Annotated in this window: 12 protein-coding genes, 1 tRNA gene and 4 rRNA genes; 12 read left to right on the forward strand and 5 right to left on the reverse strand. The window is 40.5% G+C overall.

The genetic code is table 11. From position 1 onward, the window contains the following. Positions 1 to 62 precede the first annotated feature (62 nt). The 6 genes from rrf (RGQ13_RS01880) to pssA all read left to right on the forward strand — a co-directional run bounded on the left by rrf (RGQ13_RS01880) (position 63) and on the right by pssA (position 9,073). Positions 63 to 177 (forward strand): 5S ribosomal RNA (gene rrf / locus RGQ13_RS01880). Between the two features lie 35 nt (positions 178 to 212). Continuing rightward, a tRNA-Tyr gene (locus tag RGQ13_RS01885) sits at positions 213 to 297 on the forward strand. A 1,416-nt stretch (positions 298 to 1,713) separates the two neighbouring features. Beyond that, positions 1,714 to 3,258 (forward strand): 16S ribosomal RNA (locus RGQ13_RS01890). Positions 3,259 to 3,791: 533 nt separating this feature from the next. Beyond that, a 23S ribosomal RNA gene (locus RGQ13_RS01895) occupies positions 3,792 to 6,683 on the forward strand. Between the two features lie 164 nt (positions 6,684 to 6,847). Continuing rightward, positions 6,848 to 6,962: ribosomal RNA gene (gene rrf / locus RGQ13_RS01900) — 5S ribosomal RNA — on the forward strand. The 16S, 23S and 5S rRNA genes sit together here with 1 tRNA gene alongside, the layout of an rRNA operon. A gap of 767 nt (positions 6,963 to 7,729) precedes the next feature. After that, positions 7,730 to 9,073 carry a CDP-diacylglycerol--serine O-phosphatidyltransferase gene (gene pssA, locus RGQ13_RS01905; RefSeq protein ID WP_348391865.1) on the forward strand — a complete coding sequence of 448 codons (1,344 nt, stop codon included), beginning with the start codon at positions 7,730 to 7,732 and terminating at the stop codon, positions 9,071 to 9,073. A gap of 38 nt (positions 9,074 to 9,111) precedes the next feature. On the opposite strand, the gene RGQ13_RS01910 is transcribed toward pssA, so the two are convergent. After that, the gene (locus tag RGQ13_RS01910; protein ID WP_348391866.1) at positions 9,112 to 10,680 is read right to left on the reverse strand and encodes an amidohydrolase family protein; all 1,569 of its coding nucleotides are present in this window, start codon (positions 10,678 to 10,680) and stop codon (positions 9,112 to 9,114) included. A 13-nt stretch (positions 10,681 to 10,693) separates the two neighbouring features. Beyond that, positions 10,694 to 11,389, reverse strand: a complete 696-nt coding sequence (locus RGQ13_RS01915; RefSeq protein WP_348391867.1) for a 2OG-Fe(II) oxygenase — start codon at positions 11,387 to 11,389, stop codon at positions 10,694 to 10,696. 93 nt (positions 11,390 to 11,482) lie between these two features. Between RGQ13_RS01915 and RGQ13_RS01920 the strand changes: the two genes are divergently transcribed. Together RGQ13_RS01920 and RGQ13_RS01925 are read left to right on the forward strand one after the other, a co-directional pair. Beyond that, complete coding sequence (locus RGQ13_RS01920; protein ID WP_348391868.1) at positions 11,483 to 11,878, forward strand: acyl-CoA thioesterase; 396 nt, start codon at positions 11,483 to 11,485, stop codon at positions 11,876 to 11,878. Between the two features lie 58 nt (positions 11,879 to 11,936). Continuing rightward, positions 11,937 to 13,298, forward strand: a complete 1,362-nt coding sequence (locus tag RGQ13_RS01925) for an MFS transporter (RefSeq protein ID WP_348391869.1) — start codon at positions 11,937 to 11,939, stop codon at positions 13,296 to 13,298. 6 nt (positions 13,299 to 13,304) lie between these two features. Here the strand turns inward: RGQ13_RS01925 and RGQ13_RS01930 are convergent, their stop codons facing one another. After that, positions 13,305 to 13,793, reverse strand: coding sequence for a hypothetical protein (locus tag RGQ13_RS01930; RefSeq protein WP_348391870.1), 489 nt, complete (start codon positions 13,791 to 13,793; stop codon positions 13,305 to 13,307). Positions 13,794 to 13,913: 120 nt separating this feature from the next. On the opposite strand from RGQ13_RS01930, the gene RGQ13_RS01935 reads away from it, so the two are divergent. From RGQ13_RS01935 to panP, 4 genes are read left to right on the forward strand one after another with little or no spacing between them, the layout of a single operon-like run. Continuing rightward, a complete protein-coding gene (locus RGQ13_RS01935; RefSeq protein WP_348391871.1) occupies positions 13,914 to 14,849 on the forward strand; it encodes an ABC transporter ATP-binding protein in 936 nt (311 codons plus the stop codon). 5 nt (positions 14,850 to 14,854) lie between these two features. Continuing rightward, positions 14,855 to 15,625, forward strand: coding sequence for an ABC transporter permease (locus tag RGQ13_RS01940; RefSeq protein ID WP_348393366.1), 771 nt, complete (start codon positions 14,855 to 14,857; stop codon positions 15,623 to 15,625). Then, entirely contained in the window at positions 15,625 to 16,287 is a 663-nt protein-coding gene (gene trmB, locus RGQ13_RS01945; RefSeq protein WP_348391872.1) for a tRNA (guanine(46)-N(7))-methyltransferase TrmB, read from the forward strand. Before RGQ13_RS01940 ends, trmB begins: the two co-directional genes overlap by 1 nt. A 24-nt stretch (positions 16,288 to 16,311) precedes the next feature. Then, positions 16,312 to 17,949: a pyridoxal-dependent aspartate 1-decarboxylase PanP gene (gene panP / locus RGQ13_RS01950; RefSeq protein WP_348391873.1), complete on the forward strand. Its 1,638-nt coding sequence runs from the start codon at positions 16,312 to 16,314 to the stop codon at positions 17,947 to 17,949. 31 nt (positions 17,950 to 17,980) lie between these two features. On the opposite strand, the gene panC is transcribed toward panP, so the two are convergent. Further along, entirely contained in the window at positions 17,981 to 18,826 is an 846-nt protein-coding gene (gene panC, locus RGQ13_RS01955; RefSeq protein WP_348391874.1) for a pantoate--beta-alanine ligase, read from the reverse strand. A 3-nt stretch (positions 18,827 to 18,829) separates the two neighbouring features. Beyond that, complete coding sequence (gene panB / locus RGQ13_RS01960) at positions 18,830 to 19,624, reverse strand: 3-methyl-2-oxobutanoate hydroxymethyltransferase (RefSeq protein WP_348391875.1); 795 nt, start codon at positions 19,622 to 19,624, stop codon at positions 18,830 to 18,832. Between the last annotated feature and the right edge of the window lie 41 nt (positions 19,625 to 19,665).

Here is a 19,665-nt window from a genome sequence, read left to right on the forward strand (position 1 = left end):
ATTTTTCCAAATTCGTTATTCGATACGTCGAATAACAGGTTCGAAAGAACCAACAGTTTTTGTCTGGCGACAATAGCACTGTGGCCCCACCTGATCCCATGCCGAACTCAGAAGTGAAACGCAGTTGCGCCGATGGTAGTGTGGGAGTTCCCATGTGAGAGTAGGTCATCGCCAGGCTTCTAATTTAGATTAACGTAATACGTTATATCTTTGGAGGGGTTCCCGAGTGGCCAAAGGGATCAGATTGTAAATCTGACGGCTCAGCCTTCGGTGGTTCGAATCCACCTCCCTCCACCATCATACTTAAAGCCTGCTTTCGAGCAGGCTTTTTTGTTTCTGTATTATTATTTATTCCAACCCCTGGGATAAGCACATTTCTTTATATGACGTGGTGTAAATGAACTATCAATGCACTTAGAAAAAAACACCGTCATCCCATCATGCTTTTGGATGGGACCTCCTCAATTTACAACGTGATCTTAAACAATAATGCTCTCGTGTAAATTAACGAGCATCTCTTATATTCAACAATATATAAAAACACACCGTCATCCCATCATGCTTTTGGATGCGACTTCCTCAATTTACAACGTGATCTTAAACAATAAAGCTCTCCTGTAAATTAACAAGCAGTGCTTATATTCAACAATATTCAGAATAAATACACCGTCACCGATAGAAAACTCTCATCCATGAACCTAAAGGCGTTTGTATATCCATATACGTCATCCCAATACGATCACTAGTGAGGGTGCGGCCCCTTAAATTGAAAACGTGCTTATAAAAAATCGCTCTTTAAATGCTTAAACATTAATCTAATTGAATGTCAGCCCATCACGAGTATCTACGCAATATAGGATCACTTCATTCAAATGTTCTTGTTAATAAAGTCAGTATCACATTTACTCAAATGCTCTAAGAAAAACAGCAATTAAATTAGTCCAAAAGACATTATTAATTTGAATAAGATTAAAGGTTTTGGGCGTTATAAAATAAATGCTATAATATTCGGTCATTAAAATAGTTTATATCCCTGTAATCATCAGTATTTTTAAGTTGTAAATGTATTTTATTGATAGATCTATCTTTGTTTTTTACCTGCCAAAAAGTAATCAATTGTAATGAATAGATTATGTTTTAATCGTTATTATACAAAGGCTGTAGAAAGAATAGGCAATATAGAATTAATTCAATTAATTTCAAAATAATGCTTGATCTTATTTATAAAGTGTCTAAAATGCGCTTCACTTCTTCGGGACATCCCAACGAAGTGTTTTAATAAGTTAAGTTATCCATTAGATGTCTTAACTACCGATGAAACGTTTAAAAATAAACTTTTAAATAATTCATAAAATCGGTTGACATTAAAACTGGGGCGCTTATAATGCGCATCCACTTCAAGCAAGGCTACTAGCCGGATTGAAGCAAAGAGACTAACGAATGCGATTAGCTCTTCGTTCTAATAAGAACGGTTCTTTAACAATTAGTTATCATGCAATTTGTGTGGGCACTCACATTAAGATTGATTTACAACATAGATACCTCGGTATCGAAATCACTTAATGATGAATGAACACACAAACAAATTAATTATCTTTATTTAGCGATGAAGTTAATTAGTACGTTTTAGTTTAACCAGCTTCTGGTTAGACGAAACATTCAGAATTCATTGAGTAGAAGCAAGCTTGTCTTGTTTCAAATGTAACAACTTTTTAATTGAAGAGTTTGATCATGGCTCAGATTGAACGCTGGCGGCAGGCTTAACACATGCAAGTCGAGCGGAAACGAGAAGTAGCTTGCTACTTCGGCGTCGAGCGGCGGACGGGTGAGTAATGCTTGGGAATATGCCTTTGAGTGGGGGACAACAGTTGGAAACGACTGCTAATACCGCATAATGTCTACGGACCAAAGGGGGGGATGCTTCGGCACCTCTCGCTCATAGATTAGCCCAAGTGAGATTAGCTAGTTGGTAAGGTAAAGGCTTACCAAGGCGACGATCTCTAGCTGGTTTGAGAGGATGATCAGCCACACTGGGACTGAGACACGGCCCAGACTCCTACGGGAGGCAGCAGTGGGGAATATTGCACAATGGGCGAAAGCCTGATGCAGCCATGCCGCGTGTGTGAAGAAGGCCTTCGGGTTGTAAAGCACTTTCAGTTGTGAGGAAAGGTTAGTAGTTAATAACTGCTAGCTGTGACGTTAGCAACAGAAGAAGCACCGGCTAACTCCGTGCCAGCAGCCGCGGTAATACGGAGGGTGCGAGCGTTAATCGGAATTACTGGGCGTAAAGCGTGCGTAGGCGGTTTGTTAAGCAAGATGTGAAAGCCCAGGGCTCAACCTTGGAACTGCATTTTGAACTGGCAAGCTAGAGTATTGTAGAGGGTGGTGGAATTTCCAGTGTAGCGGTGAAATGCGTAGAGATTGGAAGGAACATCAGTGGCGAAGGCGGCCACCTGGACAAATACTGACGCTGAGGCACGAAAGCGTGGGGAGCAAACAGGATTAGATACCCTGGTAGTCCACGCCGTAAACGATGTCAACTAGCTGTCTGTAGACTTGATCTGTGGGTAGCGCAGCTAACGCGATAAGTTGACCGCCTGGGGAGTACGGCCGCAAGGTTAAAACTCAAATGAATTGACGGGGGCCCGCACAAGCGGTGGAGCATGTGGTTTAATTCGATGCAACGCGAAGAACCTTACCATCCCTTGACATCCAGAGAATTTTCTAGAGATAGATTAGTGCCTTCGGGAACTCTGAGACAGGTGCTGCATGGCTGTCGTCAGCTCGTGTTGTGAAATGTTGGGTTAAGTCCCGCAACGAGCGCAACCCCTATCCTTATTTGCCAGCGAGTAGTGTCGGGAACTTTAAGGAGACTGCCGGTGATAAACCGGAGGAAGGTGGGGACGACGTCAAGTCATCATGGCCCTTACGGGATGGGCTACACACGTGCTACAATGGCAAGTACAGAGGGCAGCAATACCGCGAGGTGGAGCGAATCCCACAAAGCTTGTCGTAGTCCGGATCGGAGTCTGCAACTCGACTCCGTGAAGTCGGAATCGCTAGTAATCGTGGATCAGAATGCCACGGTGAATACGTTCCCGGGCCTTGTACACACCGCCCGTCACACCATGGGAGTGGGTTGCAAAAGAAGTAGCTAGTTTAACCTTCGGGGGGACGGTTACCACTTTGTGATTCATGACTGGGGTGAAGTCGTAACAAGGTAACCCTAGGGGAACCTGGGGTTGGATCACCTCCTTACCTTAAGTAGACAACTTAATGGAAGCTAACTTGTTAGTTTCGCGAGTGTTCACACAAATTACATGATAACTGACTGAGCGGTACGCTCTGTCATCCCGTACTTGTTGCGGGATCCAGTGTGCCGAAATAAGAAATCAAAGATAAGCGCCCTTAGCAATAAGAGCAGTTATCTTTGGTTTTTTAACCAACAATGATGCCGAATGCGCGCATTAATGTACTCTTTAACAATTTGGAAAGCTGATATTAAACCCGATGATTTGTGTTTATGATCTCCAATCATAAACGTCAGCAAATCATCACGATAAACAACTTGTTGTTTATCACTGAGTTGTTTTATACAACAACTCAACATTATTAATGGCAACTCTTATCGTGTTGTCATTAGTTCTTACTCAAGGCTCAGCAGTTTACTGTTGAGTTTGGTAGCGAAGCTACCGACATTCTTATTGAATGCGTGAAAATGTCAGACCTATAACTTAGTTCGGATTAGTCTCCGGACATTCTTGAAGTTGCAAGACTTTTTGGGGTTGTATGGTTAAGTGACTAAGCGTATGTGGTGGATGCCTTGGCAGTTAGAGGCGATGAAGGACGTGTTAATCTGCGAAAAGCTGTGTTAAGCCGATAAAAGGCGCTATAGACACAGATGTCCGAATGGGGGAACCCACCCAGCATCAGCTGGGTATCATATAGTGAATACATAGCTATATGAGGCGAACCGGGAGAACTGAAACATCTAAGTACCCCGAGGAAAAGAAATCAACCGAGATTTCGTTAGTAGCGGCGAGCGAACGCGAATCAGCCCTTAAGCTATTTGGGCGTTAGTGGAATGTTCTGGAAAGGACAGCGATACAGGGTGATAGCCCCGTACACAAAAACAACCTAATAGTGAAATCGAGTAGGTCGGGACACGAGAAATCTTGACTGAATATGGGGGGACCATCCTCCAAGGCTAAATACTCCTAACTGACCGATAGTGAACCAGTACCGTGAGGGAAAGGCGAAAAGAACCCCTGTGAGGGGAGTGAAATAGAACCTGAAACCGCATACGTACAAGCAGTGGAAGCCGGATTTAGTCCGGTGCCTGCGTACCTTTTGTATAATGGGTCAGCGACTTATGTTCTGTAGCAAGGTTAACCGAATAGGGGAGCCGTAGCGAAAGCGAGTGTTAACTGCGCGTTTAGTTGCAGGGCATAGACCCGAAACCCGGCGATCTACCCATGGGCAGGTTGAAGGTTGAGTAACATCAACTGGAGGACCGAACACACGTATGTTGAAAAATGCGGTGATGACTTGTGGGTCGGAGTGAAAGGCTAATCAAGCCGGGAGATAGCTGGTTCTCCCCGAAATCTATTTAGGTAGAGCCTCGCACGAACACCATTGGGGGTAGAGCACTGTTAAGGCTAGGGGGTCATCCCGACTTACCAACCCTTTGCAAACTCCGAATACCAATGAGTGATATGCGGGAGACACACTACGGGTGCTAACGTCCGTTGTGGAAAGGGAAACAACCCAGACCGCCAGCTAAGGTCCCAAAGTCATAGTTAAGTGGGAAACGATGTGGAAAGGCATAGACAGCTAGGAGGTTGGCTTAGAAGCAGCCATCCTTTAAAGAAAGCGTAATAGCTCACTAGTCGAGTCGGTCTGCGCGGAAGATGTAACGGGGCTAAACTATGCACCGAAGCTGCGGATTTGAACTTAGGTTCAAGTGGTAGGGGAGCGTTCTGTAAGCCGTTGAAGGTGAATCGTAAGGTTTGCTGGAGGTATCAGAAGTGCGAATGCTGACATGAGTAACGATAAGGGGAGTGAAAAACTCCCCCGCCGAAAGACCAAGGTTTCCTGTCCCATGTTAATCAGGGCAGGGTAAGTCGGCCCCTAAGGCGAGGCGGAAACGCGTAGTCGATGGGAAACAGATTAATATTTCTGTACTTCTATATATTGCGAAGGAGGGACGGAGCAGGCTAAGCAAGCATGGCGATGGTTGTCCATGTGAAAGTATGTAGGTGGGTGACTTAGGTAAATCCGGGTCGCTATTAACACTGAGATACGAGACGAGACTCTACGGAGTTGAAGTTGTTGATGCCATACTTCCAGGAAAAGCTTCTAAGCTTCAGATATATAGGAACCGTACCCCAAACCGACACAGGTGGTTAGGTAGAGAATACTAAGGCGCTTGAGAGAACTCGGGTGAAGGAACTAGGCAAAATAGTACCGTAACTTCGGGAGAAGGTACGCTCTCTAGTGTGAATCCCTTGCGGAGTAAGCACAGGAGAGTCGAAGTAACCAGGTGGCTGGAACTGTTTATTAAAAACACAGCACTGTGCAAAATCGAAAGATGACGTATACGGTGTGACGCCTGCCCGGTGCCGGAAGGTTAATTGATTCGGTTAGCGTAAGCGAAGCTGATGATCGAAGCCCCGGTAAACGGCGGCCGTAACTATAACGGTCCTAAGGTAGCGAAATTCCTTGTCGGGTAAGTTCCGACCTGCACGAATGGCGTAATCATGGCCACACTGTCTCCACCCGAGACTCAGTGAAATTGAATTTGCGGTTAAGATGCCGTATACCCGCGGCTAGACGGAAAGACCCCGTGAACCTTTACTATAGCTTGACAGTGAACATTGCTCCTACATGTGTAGGATAGGTGGGAGGCATTGAAACCGCGTCGCTAGATGTGGTGGAGCCAATCTTGAAATACCACCCTTGTATGCGTGATGTTCTAACCTAGGGCCCTTATCGGGCTTGGGGACACTGTCTGGTGGGTAGTTTGACTGGGGCGGTCTCCTCCCAAAGAGTAACGGAGGAGCACGAAGGTTGGCTAAGTATGGTCGGACATCATACGGTTAGTGCAATGGCATAAGCCAGCTTAACTGCGAGACAGACACGTCGAGCAGGTACGAAAGTAGGTCATAGTGATCCGGTGGTTCTGTATGGAAGGGCCATCGCTCAACGGATAAAAGGTACTCCGGGGATAACAGGCTGATACCGCCCAAGAGTTCATATCGACGGCGGTGTTTGGCACCTCGATGTCGGCTCATCACATCCTGGGGCTGAAGTCGGTCCCAAGGGTATGGCTGTTCGCCATTTAAAGTGGTACGCGAGCTGGGTTTAGAACGTCGTGAGACAGTTCGGTCCCTATCTGCCGTGGGCGTTTGAGAATTGAAGAGGGCTGCTCCTAGTACGAGAGGACCGGAGTGGACGAACCTCTGGTGTTCGGGTTGTCACGCCAGTGGCATTGCCCGGTAGCTACGTTCGGAACTGATAACCGCTGAAAGCATCTAAGCGGGAAGCAGGCTTTGAGATGAGTTCTCACTGGGACTTTAAGTCCCCTAAAGGGTCGTTGGAGACTACAACGTTGATAGGTCAGGTGTGTAAGTGCTGCGAGGCATTGAGCTAACTGATACTAATTGCCCGTGAGGCTTAACCATACAACACCCAAGCAGTTTTGCTTTGAGAGATTGTATGGTCTGATACTCTTTTAAAGAGATTCACGCATTACAAAGAATACTTGAGATACAGGTTTAATATCGATTTTTCCAAATTCGTTATTCGATACGTCGAATAACAGGTTCGTAAGAACCAACAGTTTTTGTCTGGCGACAATAGCACTGTGGCCCCACCTGATCCCATGCCGAACTCAGAAGTGAAACGCAGTTGCGCCGATGGTAGTGTGGGAGTTCCCATGTGAGAGTAGGTCATCGCCAGGCTTCCAATTTAGAAAAGGCCCTTCGCTTACGCGAAGGGCCTTTTTGCATTGGAAACCTGGCTCGACCTACTCCATTGCAGGCAGAGCACTGAGTATCCAATAGATGCACGCTACTTCCGAATGAGGTCCCGGACATCGCTGCTCGGCAATTGCTCCTGCATTGCTCTACCTCCTGCATCCATGCAGTCGTCTTCCGGGATGACGTGGTTAAATTAATTAGCATCGCGGTTACGCAACTATAATAAGAAAAAGTACACCGTCACCGACATAATGCGTTCATCCCTGAACCTGTCGGCATTCGTACTTCCTGTACGTCATTCCGTAATGCTTTTGTACGGAACCTCCTGACGTGTATCGTACTTTGAATATTTAAACTTTTATAACCACTGCACGCTCAATGAGGTCCCGGACATCGCTAAAGCTCTTCCGGGATGACGTGGTTTAAGTTAATTAGCATCGCGGTTACGTAACTATAATAAGAAAAAGTACACCGTCACCGACATAATGCGTTCATCCCTGAACCTGTCGGCATTCGTACTTCCTGTACGTCATTCCGTAATGCTTTTGTGCGGAACCTCTTGACGTGAATTGTGCTTTGAAAACTCACGTCTACTTCTTTGTATGCAAAACTCAACAAATATAACTAAGGTATTAAAGTTCTCGTTACTATACATTTTATAGTCTTAACGCATATTTTTATTGCCATGCTATTACAATCTTCACAAATCCGTTTATAATCAGATTATAGATAATAAATAACATGACTCGATGATTCTATCCCGTAGAAGCAAGCTATCTCTTAAAGATGCTATTCCCTTTAAAGCTGATGACTTTGAAATAATAAATTCAGCTAAACAATTCAGAACTGAATTATTAAATTTGATTAATACGGCAACTACTCGTATATACATCACTGCCTTGTATTTACAAGATGATGAAGCGGGTAGAGAAGTTTTACATGCACTTTTTGCTGCGAAACAAAAAAATCCAGATCTGGATGTATGTGTATTTGTAGACTTCCATCGGGCGCAGCGAGGTTTGATTGGAGCAGAGAAGTCTCTGGGTAATCGGCAATTATATTTAGATCTTACCGAGCAATATGAGCATGATATTAATATTTATGGTGTAGCGGTAAAGCGCAGGGAATTCTTAGGCGTATTGCATTTAAAGGGATTTGTTTTTGATGACATGCTCCTATTTAGTGGAGCCAGCATAAATGACATCTACCTCAATGTTGGAAATAAGTACCGTTGTGACAGATATCACAAATTGCATAACAGCAACCTTGCGGACAGCTTTGTTAGCTTCTTAAAAACGAACTTTGTTCGAAACGGTTGTGCTCCAAAGTTAAATCAAGATGTAGTGCCAGATAAAAAACAAATAAAGCCTTTAATAAGTAGGTTAAAGGCCTCAATTAAACGTACACCATATAAAGTAGAAGGGGCTGCTACTGCTAAAGCTGATTTATTTGTTGCTCCTATGGTTGGTTTAGGTGCACGGGGTAATCAACTTAATATAACTGCTAGAAGAGTATTTAAAGCAGCTTCACAATCTTTAGTGGTTTTTACGCCTTACTTTAACTTTCCTAAATCATTAAGTGCTGATTTACGTAGAGCACTAAAAAGAGGTGTTGAGGTAACAATTGTAGTTGGCGATAAAAAAGCGAACGATTTTTATATTTCAGAGCCAGACAAGTTTTCAACTATCGGTATTGTGCCTTACATTTATGAAATGTTGTTGAGAAACTTCATTAAACGTAATCAGCAATATATAGATAAAGGCCAACTAAATCTGCACCTTTGGCTTGATGGTGCAAACAGCTATCATCTAAAAGGCATCGTTGCTGATGATACTTATCATCTTATTACTGGTAGTAATTTAAATCCTCGGGCGTGGAGTTTAGATCTTGAAAATGGTCTATTAATTTGTGACAGAAATCAACAACTCAAAGCCGGATGGCAGCAAGAATTAGAAGGGGTTTTGGCTAATACTACTCGCGTTACTTCAATAAATAACATTGAATCGGTTCATGATTACCCTGATAAGCCAAGGGAACTATTACGAAAAATTAAACTGACTCAAATAGATCGAATATTAAAGCGATTTCTATAAAACCGCTTTAAATTCTATATCAATTAAGCACATTTACTTTACTGTTGAGTATGGCTAGCAGCTTGTTCTGTTTTAGCCTTCTTCACCAGATTACGTACATCACTTAATAAAGATTCTGCATCATAAACGATACCATCCTTTATCGTATACTTAACTCCGCCGACTCGGCTTGGTTCATTACTTTCATTAAGTCTAAAGTGCTCAGTACCGTAAAGAACCTTGAAATTCGCTAATGGATTTTCCTCAACTATAACTAAATCGGCTTTTTTACCTATGCGGATAGAGCCAATTTCATCTTCCATACCTAAAGCTTGTGCACCGTTGTATGTCGCCGATTTAACTACTTCTAATGCATTAAAGCCAGCTTCTCTAAGTAGTTCTAGTTCGCGGATGTAAGCAAACCCATAAATTTTAAAAATGTAACCTGCATCTGATCCTGTAGTAACTCTACCGCCATTGTTTTTGTAGTCGTTTAAAAAGGTCATCCACAATTGGTAATTTTTTTTCCATGCAATTTCGTTGTCTGTTGTCCAATCGAACCAATAAGAACCATGTGCATATCGACTAGGTTGAAAGAATTTCCAAAGTGTTGGTAAGGTATATTCATCATGCCATTCAGCACGCATTTCTTTCATTAAGTCTCGACTTGCTTCATAGATAGTCATGGTAGGGTTAATAGTAAAATCAAGACTGATTAATTCATCTCGGACAGAGTTCCATTTAGGGGAGTATGGTTTAGCTGCTTGCTGCCATAATTGTCCGGCTTCACCAAAACGGTGTTGTTCATTTTGATAAATGTAATTTGGCGAATAGTTTTGAATTTTTTGCTTTTCAAATAATGCTTCTGGTAGCCCATACCAATGTTCCATGGTTGTTAAGCCTAAACGCGCAGAGTCGATAACATTCATATGAGTAACATCTAATTGCGCGTGATGCATCATACTACCAAGCCCATGTTTTTTAGCTTCGCTCAATGCTGCAGACATTATCTCTGGTCGTGCACCAAAAAATTTAATCCCTTTCGCACCTTTTGCGGCAACTTCTTTAACCCAAGTTTTAGCTTGTTTAGCTGTATTAATTTGGCCTTCTTGGCCCATACCAAACCCCACATAAGGTACAATTCTCGGGGCCGCTATGGAATTTTTATCACTTCTTTTAACGTGATTCATAACCCAATCAATACCGTTAAAACTGCCAGGCTCCCTAACTGTGGTGATCCCGTGGGCCAGCCACAGCTTTAATACATATTCTGCTGGAATACCTTTTGCGCTGCCTCCAATATGTCCATGCATATCGATAAATCCAGGCAAAATGTAGCTGCCATTTAGCTCTATCTCTTTATCTTCTGGATTGGCAACAGGACGTTTTTTACTTTTAATGGGGACACCTGGGTTACCTACCACAACAATGTCACTAATTAGGTCATTTTCAATGACGATATCAACAGGCCCTTGTGCTGGAGCTCCTTCGCCATTAACCATATAGCCATTACGTAAAATTAGCCTTTTATAAGGGCCGTCACCTTGCTCTCTTTCAGGAGCTTTAGGTGGGGCTGCTATTGCATTTAACGATATAAATAAACTTAGTACTAATAATATATGTTTCATATATATTCTCTCTTTATTTGGTATAGATTTTTTCTGCAGGGTTATATAAAACCCAAGATGTTAATACGTACTTATCCGATGAAATAGGAACATTACCTCTGTGGGTATGGGTAAATCCACATGGAGCAATAACAATACTCCCTGCTTTCGGTTTTATACTTTTTTCTTGATAATAAAAGTCAGTCTCGCCGCCATCTTCAACATCGTTTAGATAAATTAAAAATAGCAAAACTCTGTGCAAAGGCTCATTACCATTTAGTTGTGGATAAATTTCAGAATGCCAATAACCATAGTTACCTTTCCCTTGTTGATACTTTTGTGCATTGACGGGCGCTAAGCGGAAAAGATAGCGCATCAAGTTCATTGCTTGGGGCTTTCCAACTTCATCAAAATTATCTGCTGTTAGTAATGTAGGAATACCTGTTTTTGGATGGTTCAGAGTAAGACTGATACCGCTTATTAAACTGAAAAAGTATTTACTCACATAATCACTTACGCATTGTGTTGTAGCTTGTAAAATAGTTTGTAATTGCTGATGAAACTCTGGATGTTCATTTAAGTAAATATCTTCACTTAACTTTTTTCTTGTGTCTACACCACTGCCTGTTCTGCCTGGATTTTTGTGCGGACTTGACTCAAATTGGTTTATAAAGTTTGAGCAAAAATCTTTGCTTAGAGCATTATTGTATACTTCGATAAAATCTGTCATAGGTAATAATTTATTAACAATCGAATAGAATAAAGCTACTATGCATTAATTCTAAAATTTAGCCTATTATTTTATTTATTTACAGGTGTTTGTATGTTTTCAGAGATTATAAAACCTAGATTTAGTGATACCGATGCACTAGGTCACATTGGCAATACTGCTATTCCTGTTTGGTTTGAAGGTGCTAGAGATCCGGTATTTAAAATGTTATCACCTACTTTGGATTTACAAAAGTGGCCAATAATTTTGGCGAAAACAGAAATAGAATTTCATGCGCAATTATTTTATGGACAAGATATTGAAGTAAGGACTTACCTTGCTAAAGTAGGTAATGCATCTTTTCACGTATACCAAGAAGTTTGGCAGCAGGAAATAAAGTGCGCATCAGGTACAGCTACAATGGTTTATTTTTGCTATGACATGCAAAAATCAAAGCCTATACCCGATGATATTCGCAATAAATTAACCGAGCATCTATATCAAGCGTAGTTTGCTCATTATCTTCATGTTAAAATAACGTGTTTTTTATTCCCCAAATGATACAAGTATGAATGTTACCGGTTTAAATAGTATTGAAAAGAAAGCCTCGTTGTCGCTAGCTACAGTTTTTGGCATGCGGATGTTAGGTTTGTTTATGATTTTACCTGTCTTTGCTGTTTATGGAGTTCAACTAGAGGGTTATAGCCCAATCTGGTTAGGCTTAGCAATTGGTGCTTACGGGTTTACCCAAGCAGTACTGCAAATTCCTATGGGCATTCTTTCTGATAAATATGGCCGCAAGCCGGTGATCATTTCTGGTTTAGTGGTATTTTGTATTGGTAGTATTGTGGCGGCAATGGCTGACACTATTTATGGCGTAGTGTTTGGTCGAGCTGTACAAGGCATGGGGGCCATTGCCAGTGCAACGCTAGCCTTAGCTGCAGATCTAAGTAGAGAAGAGCAGCGGCCTAAAGTTATGGCGACAATCGGTATGTTCATTGGCTTATCATTTGCTGTTGCTATGGTGCTAGGGCCAATAGTTGCTGATAGTTTTGGTTTAGCAGGGTTATTTTACCTTACTGCTATATTCGCAGTGGTTGGTATCTTGCTAGTCGTATATGTTGTACCAAACTCAATAAATACTGCACCGAAAGGCGATTTAGTTGCCGCACCAAACAAACTACTCAAGTTGATTAAAGAGCCACAACTATTACGCTTGAACCTTGGTGTGTTTATTCTTCATTTAGCCCTCACCGCGATGTTTGTATCATTACCGTTAATGCTTACCAAAGTTGGCTTTGTTATAAGTGACCATTGGCAATTATATTTGCCGGCATTACTTATTTCTTTTGCGTTAATGGTGCCATTTATGATTTGGGCGATTAAGAAAAACAAAGAAAAATTAGTGTTTTGTAGTGCAATTGTTTTAATGACCCTAAGCCTGCTGTTGCTTTGGCATAAACATGATGACTTTTATTTAATGTTTACCTTTGTGGTGATGTTTTTTATTGCCTTTAATTATTTAGAAGCTACTTTACCGTCAACATTGTCGCGTATTGCTCCTGCAGGAGAAAAAGGCTCGGCAATGGGCGTATATTCAAGCAGTCAGTTTTTTGGAGCATTCATCGGTGGTCTGTTTGGTGGTTTAATTCAAACTTACTTTGACCAAGCTAGTGTATTCTTATTTAGTGCGGGTTTATTATTTCTTTGGTTTATTATTGCCTTAGGAATGACCGAGGCCAAGCGTTCAAAAAGTATCAGCTACAATGTAAAATTTACCGATGAGCTACATGCTCAGCAGGTAGCTCAACAGTTAGCTAAAATGACTGGTGTATTAGAATCAACAATTGTTTATTCAGACGCTGTCGCTTACTTAAAAGTAGACGAGAAGACGATTGATTTTGAAAAGGTAAGAGCTTTACTTAATTAATCTAAATTAAAATATTTCGACAATTTCCAACTCATTTTCTTTAGGACTAGGCAGGGAAATGAAATCAAATTGAGATTTCCCTATTAATTCTTTTGCTACTGGTGCCTGAGGAGTTATTAGCATTACTTTTAAGTTATTGAGTTGTATTTTCAATCCACCGGCACTTGGACCAATAAAATAATATAGTTCAGTATTGTTAAGCGTGTTTTTAAGTTTAACTAAACTGCCAATATTGATCTCGTCATTTCGATCAAAATCTTTAGTTAGCAAATCTTGATATTGCTTTATTTGTTGTTTTATTTGCTCTGCGCGTTCAGATTGTCCATGAGCTAAATAAGATGCCTCTAGTCCCAAAGTATCGTATTGAGTTTCTGCTACGCTTTGATCATCTGTAGCGGCCTGTCTTGCCATATCTGCTGAATTAATTGCATTTATTAATTCTTGTTTAAGTTGAATGATAATGGCATCTATTAGAAGTTTTTTATCGGTCATCATTTAATTATTAAGTTTCAAACATTACTCTATAATACATTGATATTTTGATGTTTGCCCATATATCAGCACTACCTGAAGGATTGATATCCTCCATGAACATTTATTATTAAGGTACTATACATGCAGCCAGCCCTAGAAATTTTCGGTTTAAAAAAAACATATAAAGGCGGCTTTCAAGCAGTAAAAGGTCTTGATTTGCAGGTGTCTCAAGGTGATTTCTTTGCATTACTTGGACCTAACGGTGCGGGCAAGTCAACAACCATAGGTGTGATAACTTCGTTAGTAAACAAAACTGAAGGCCTAGTAAAAGTCTTTGGTCATGACATCGATAAAGAAATTGATCTGGCTAAAAGTTTCATCGGTTTAGTACCGCAAGAGTTTAATTTTAATCAGTTTGAAGCACCCTTAAAAATATTAGTAAACCAAGCTGGTTATTATGGTGTACCACGTAAGATCGCCGTTGAGCGAGCAGAGAAGTACCTTAAGCAGCTTGATCTTTGGCAAAAAAGAAATGAACCATCTCGTAACTTATCGGGCGGCATGAAGCGACGTTTAATGATCGCCAGAGCATTAATGCACGAACCAAAAATGTTAATCTTAGATGAGCCTACTGCTGGTGTAGATATCGAACTTCGTCGCCATATGTGGAACTACTTACGCGAACTAAATGCGAAAGGCATCACCATCATTTTAACCACGCATTATCTGGAAGAGGCTGAAATGCTTTGTCGTAATATTGCGATTATCGATCATGGTCGGATTGTTGAGAACACCAGCATGAAAGCATTGCTGTCAAAATTAAATGTTGAAACTTTTGTATTAGACATAAGCATTTCAGAGCAGCAGCCTAAGTTAAATTGCTATCCATATAGAATAATAGATGAACATACCTTGGAAGTTGATGTAGAAAAATCGCAATCAATTAATGAAGTATTTAGTGAACTAACCGAACAAGGGATAAGCGTTAAAAGTATGCGCAATAAATCAAATCGTCTTGAAGAATTATTTGTTACCTTAGTGGCTAACAAAGAAGAACAATCAGTAGAGGCTAGCTAATTATGATGTCTTTCAGAAACCGCATAGCCTTAACGAGCATCTTGCATAAAGAAGTACATCGTTTTTTACGGATCTGGGTGCAAACGCTTGTACCACCAGCCATTACCATTAGTTTATATTTTGTTATTTTTGGTTCATTAATTGGCTCTCGAATTGGCGAAATGGGCGGCTTTGATTATATGTCGTTTATTGTTCCAGGGCTTATTATGATGTCGGTAATTACCAACTCATATTCTAACGTAGCGTCTTCTTTTTTTAGCGCGAAATGGCAGCGCAACGTTGAAGAAATGCTAGTTGCTCCTGTACCTAATTGGGTTATTGTTGCTGGCTATGTTGGCGGTGGTATGACTCGCGGAATTTTAGTCGGCTTAATTGTAACGTTAATTTCTTTGTTATTTGTCGATATCCAAATTCATAATGTTGCGGTGATTATTATCACTGTTATGTTAACTTCTGCAGTATTTGCATTAGGTGGCTTAATTAACGCCATTTTTGCTAATAGTTTTGATGACATATCAATAATTCCTACTTTTATTTTAACGCCTTTAACTTACCTAGGCGGGGTGTTTTATTCTATATCGTTATTGCCTGAGTTTTGGCAAGGTGTATCCCAAATCAATCCAATAGTTTATATGGTTAATGCTTTTAGGTATGGATTTTTAGGGATTAGTGATGTGTCGTTAACCGTTGCATTTAGCGTTATATCGGCATTCATTATTACTCTTTATACGGTAGCGATGATATTAATTTCTAAAGGTATAGGACTGCGTAGCTAATGTCATTTGGTGATTCGAAAGCAATTATTACTAATCAGCCAGGGATACATGAAAATCTTGCAGCTATTGTAAATACGCATTTAACTACAGAATTTCAAAAGCCAATTTCAGCTCATACTAAGCAAGCATTTGACGAAGTTGATCGTTTGGTTAAGGCATTTGATGGACCAATCATTCTCGATTCTTGCTGCGGTGTTGGGCAAAGCTCACGTATAATCGCTAAGCAAAATCCTGAAGCATTGGTTATTGGCGTGGATAAATCGGATAATCGAATAACACGTAATGTTGAAGAGAAATGGCAAGTAGATAACTTTCATTTAGTGCGCGCCGATCTTAATGATTTTTATCGACTTGTACATGCGGCCAATTGGTCAGTAGAAAAGCATTACATTCTTTACCCTAACCCTTGGCCAAAAGCCAAACATGTAAAACGTCGTTGGCATGGCAGTGCTGTTTTTCCGTATATTTTCAAAATTGGAAAAGAGTTAGAATTAAGAAGCAATTGGCGTTTGTATTTAGAAGAGTTTCAAGCTGCATTAGCCATTGCTAATATAACATCCACATTAGATGAAGTAGATAGCAGTGAAGAAAGTTTAACGCCATTTGAAGCAAAGTACCAAGCCAGTGAGCAACAATGCTGGTCATTAACAGCAACACTATAAAAGTTAGTTTTTCAGGTTTTAATTATGATCCATAAAAAACGCCAAGCACAAGCGACACCTGAGTCGTTGCATCAAATATTTACTATTCCAGAAGCTCCTGATTCAACTCTTGGTCGTATAGAAGCTGAGATCTCGCAAAATTTAAATGGCTTTTTGGCTAATCATATTGTTGCCACAGAAAAGCCATTAGCTGAAATTGAAAAAGACTTTGCCGATTCTAAAATACCAGAGCAACCGCAATACGTCTCGGATCATACCCATCATTTACTTGATAAATTAATCTCTCAATCGGTTCATACTTCAGCACCAAGCTTTATCGGTCATATGACTTCTGCATTACCTTATTTTCAATTGCCACTATCAAAATTGATGACCGGTTTGAATCAGAATTTGGTAAAGATAGAAACATCGAAAGCGTTTACACCATTAGAAAGACAAGTTTTGGGTATGATGCATCGTATGGTATACCAACAGAATGATGGATTTTATCAGCAGTGGATGCACAGTGCAGAGCATTCGTTAGGGGCGTTTTGTTCAGGCGGTACAGTTGCTAACATTACTGCTCTTTGGGTAGCAAGAAATACTTTATTGAAACCTGAAGGTGAATTTACTGGAGTGGCCAAGCAAGGATTAGTGAAAGCACTTAAGCATTATGGCTATGATGATATTGCAATTTTAGTTTCTGAGCGTGGACATTACTCGTTAAAAAAAGCAGCTGATATATTAGGAATCGGTCGAGATAACGTTATTGCCGTTAAAACTGATACGAATAACCGAATAAATTTATCGGCCTTAAAAGCAGAATGTAAACGCCTAAAAGACAATAACATTAAACTAATGGCTATTGTTGGAATTGCCGGTACAACAGAAACTGGAAGTATAGATCCCCTAACTGAAATGGCAGAAATCGCCAAACAATACCAATGTCATTTTCATGTTGATGCAGCGTGGGGCGGGGCCACATTACTTTCTAATAAATATCGATCTTTACTAGCGGGAATTGAACTGGCTGATTCAGTTACTATTGATGCACATAAGCAAATGTATGTACCAATGGGTGCTGGTTTGGTTGTATTTAAAAACCCTGAGTCAGTAGCTGCAATCGAGCATCATGCAGAGTACATATTACGAAAAGGCTCAAAAGACTTGGGAAGTCATACCTTAGAAGGATCGCGACCAGGTATGGCAATGATGGTGTATGCAAGTATGCACATAATCTCACGTCCAGGTTATGAGATGTTGATTAATCAGAGCATTGATAAAGCGAAATATTTCGCCGATTTAATTGATTGTGAAGCCGATTTTGAATTAGTTTCTAAACCAGAGCTTTGCTTATTAACTTATCGATATGTTCCGCAAGTAGTACAGCAATATTTGCAAACCGCTAATTCACAACAAAGATCAGAGATTAATGATTTGCTCGATCAGTTAACTCGTTTTATTCAAAAGCGTCAGCGTGAGTCTGGAAAATCTTTCGTATCTAGAACTCGTATAGAGGTGGAAAAATATGATGGCAGTAAAGTGTCAGTATTCAGAGTTGTACTTGCTAACCCACTAACGACCAATGAAATACTAGATGAAATACTGAAGGAGCAAAAACTTCTTGCTGCAGAGAGTTTACAGTTTTTACCACAAGTTCTTTCTAAGGTATTAAAAAGCTAACCTATTAGATGCCGCTTTATATGGATTAGTATTATAAATTTACTTGGATGTTATCTATTAGCCTAGCTTTACCACAATGTGCCGCAGCTAAAATCACTAACTCTTTATCATCAGTCGTTGCTGGATTTAGTGTACGTGCATGACAGATATGAATGTAATCTGTTCTCATCCCTGAAGAATTTATAGACTTAATAGCTGTTTCAGTTAAAGCATTATAATCTTTACTAATAGGCAATTGTTTAGCTAACCAACTTAATGCTTTATGTAGATTCGCGGCTATATTTTTTTCATCAGCAGTTAGATAATTATTGCGCGAGCTCATTGCTAATCCTGTTTCTTCTCGCATGGTTTCGACAGGAATAATTTCTATTGGTAACGATAAATCTTCAACCATGGTTTGTACCACTTGCACTTGCTGATAATCTTTTAAACCAAAACAAGCAACATCAGGCTGCACTAGGTTAAATAATTTACAAACTATTGTTGATACACCACGAAAATGGCCAGGACGTGACTCCCCGCAATAGCCATCAGATACGTTAGGTACTTCTACATAGGTTTGTTTATCTAAGCCTTTTGGATAGATAATGTCTGGAGTAGGGGTAAATAACAAATCGGTTTTGGCAGCGATAAGTTTTTGCTTATCATCATCCATTGTACGAGGATAATTACCGATATCTTCATTGGCACCAAATTGCATAGGATTCACAAATATACTCGCAACTATTTTGTCGGCGTGTTTATGAGCTTCTTCTACTAAAGAAATGTGACCTGCATGTAAATTACCCATAGTAGGTACAAATGCCACTTTTAAACCATCTCTACGCCAAACGCTTATTTGCTGACGTAATTCGGTAATATCGCTAACAGTATTCATTTATTAATTAAAGCTGTGCTCAGGCCCTGGGAAAGCACCTGTGTTTACGTCATTAATATAAAGCGCTACTGCTTTTTCAATATTACCTGTTTCAGCTAAGAAATTACGCGAGAACTTAGGGATTTTACCAAAAGAGATACCAAGGGCATCATGCATAACTAGTATTTGGCCATCGGTAACATTTCCGGCGCCAATGCCTATAGTAGGAATAGAAACAGCTTCGGTTATAGCTTTAGCTAATTCTGTTGGAATACACTCTAACACCAGTAACTGAATACCAGCTTGCTCTAAGCCTTTAGCGTGCTCAATCATCTGCAGAGCTTTTTCATTATCACGGCCTTGCACTTTAAAGCCGCCAAACACATTTACTGATTGAGGAGTTAATCCTAAATGACCACAAACAGGAACACTTCTGTCAACTAAACCTCGTACGGTCTCATATAGCCATTCACCGCCCTCAAGCTTGACCATATTCGCCCCTGCTTGCATTAACTTGGCTGAATTGGCATAGGTTTGTTCAGGTGTGGCATAAGACATAAATGGTAGATCAGCAATAACTAGAGCGTTATTAACGCCGTTGCGAACGCAGCGGGTGTGGTAACAAATATCTTCAACACTTACGGGTAAAGTATCTGATTGCCCTTGTAATACCATCCCTAATGAATCGCCAATCAACATTGCATGTATTCCTGCAACATCAAATTGATGAGCAAAGCTGGCGTCATAGGCGGTAATAGTGGAAATTTTTTCTCCAGCATCTTTCATTTTTTGTAAGGTGCTAACAGTTACTCTACTCATAATATTTATCTTAAAACTGAAATATAGTTTGTGCGCTTGGC

The sequence above is a fragment of the Thalassotalea psychrophila genome, assembly GCF_031583595.1.
GTDB classification, from domain to species: Bacteria; Pseudomonadota; Gammaproteobacteria; order Enterobacterales; family Alteromonadaceae; genus Thalassotalea_A; species Thalassotalea_A psychrophila.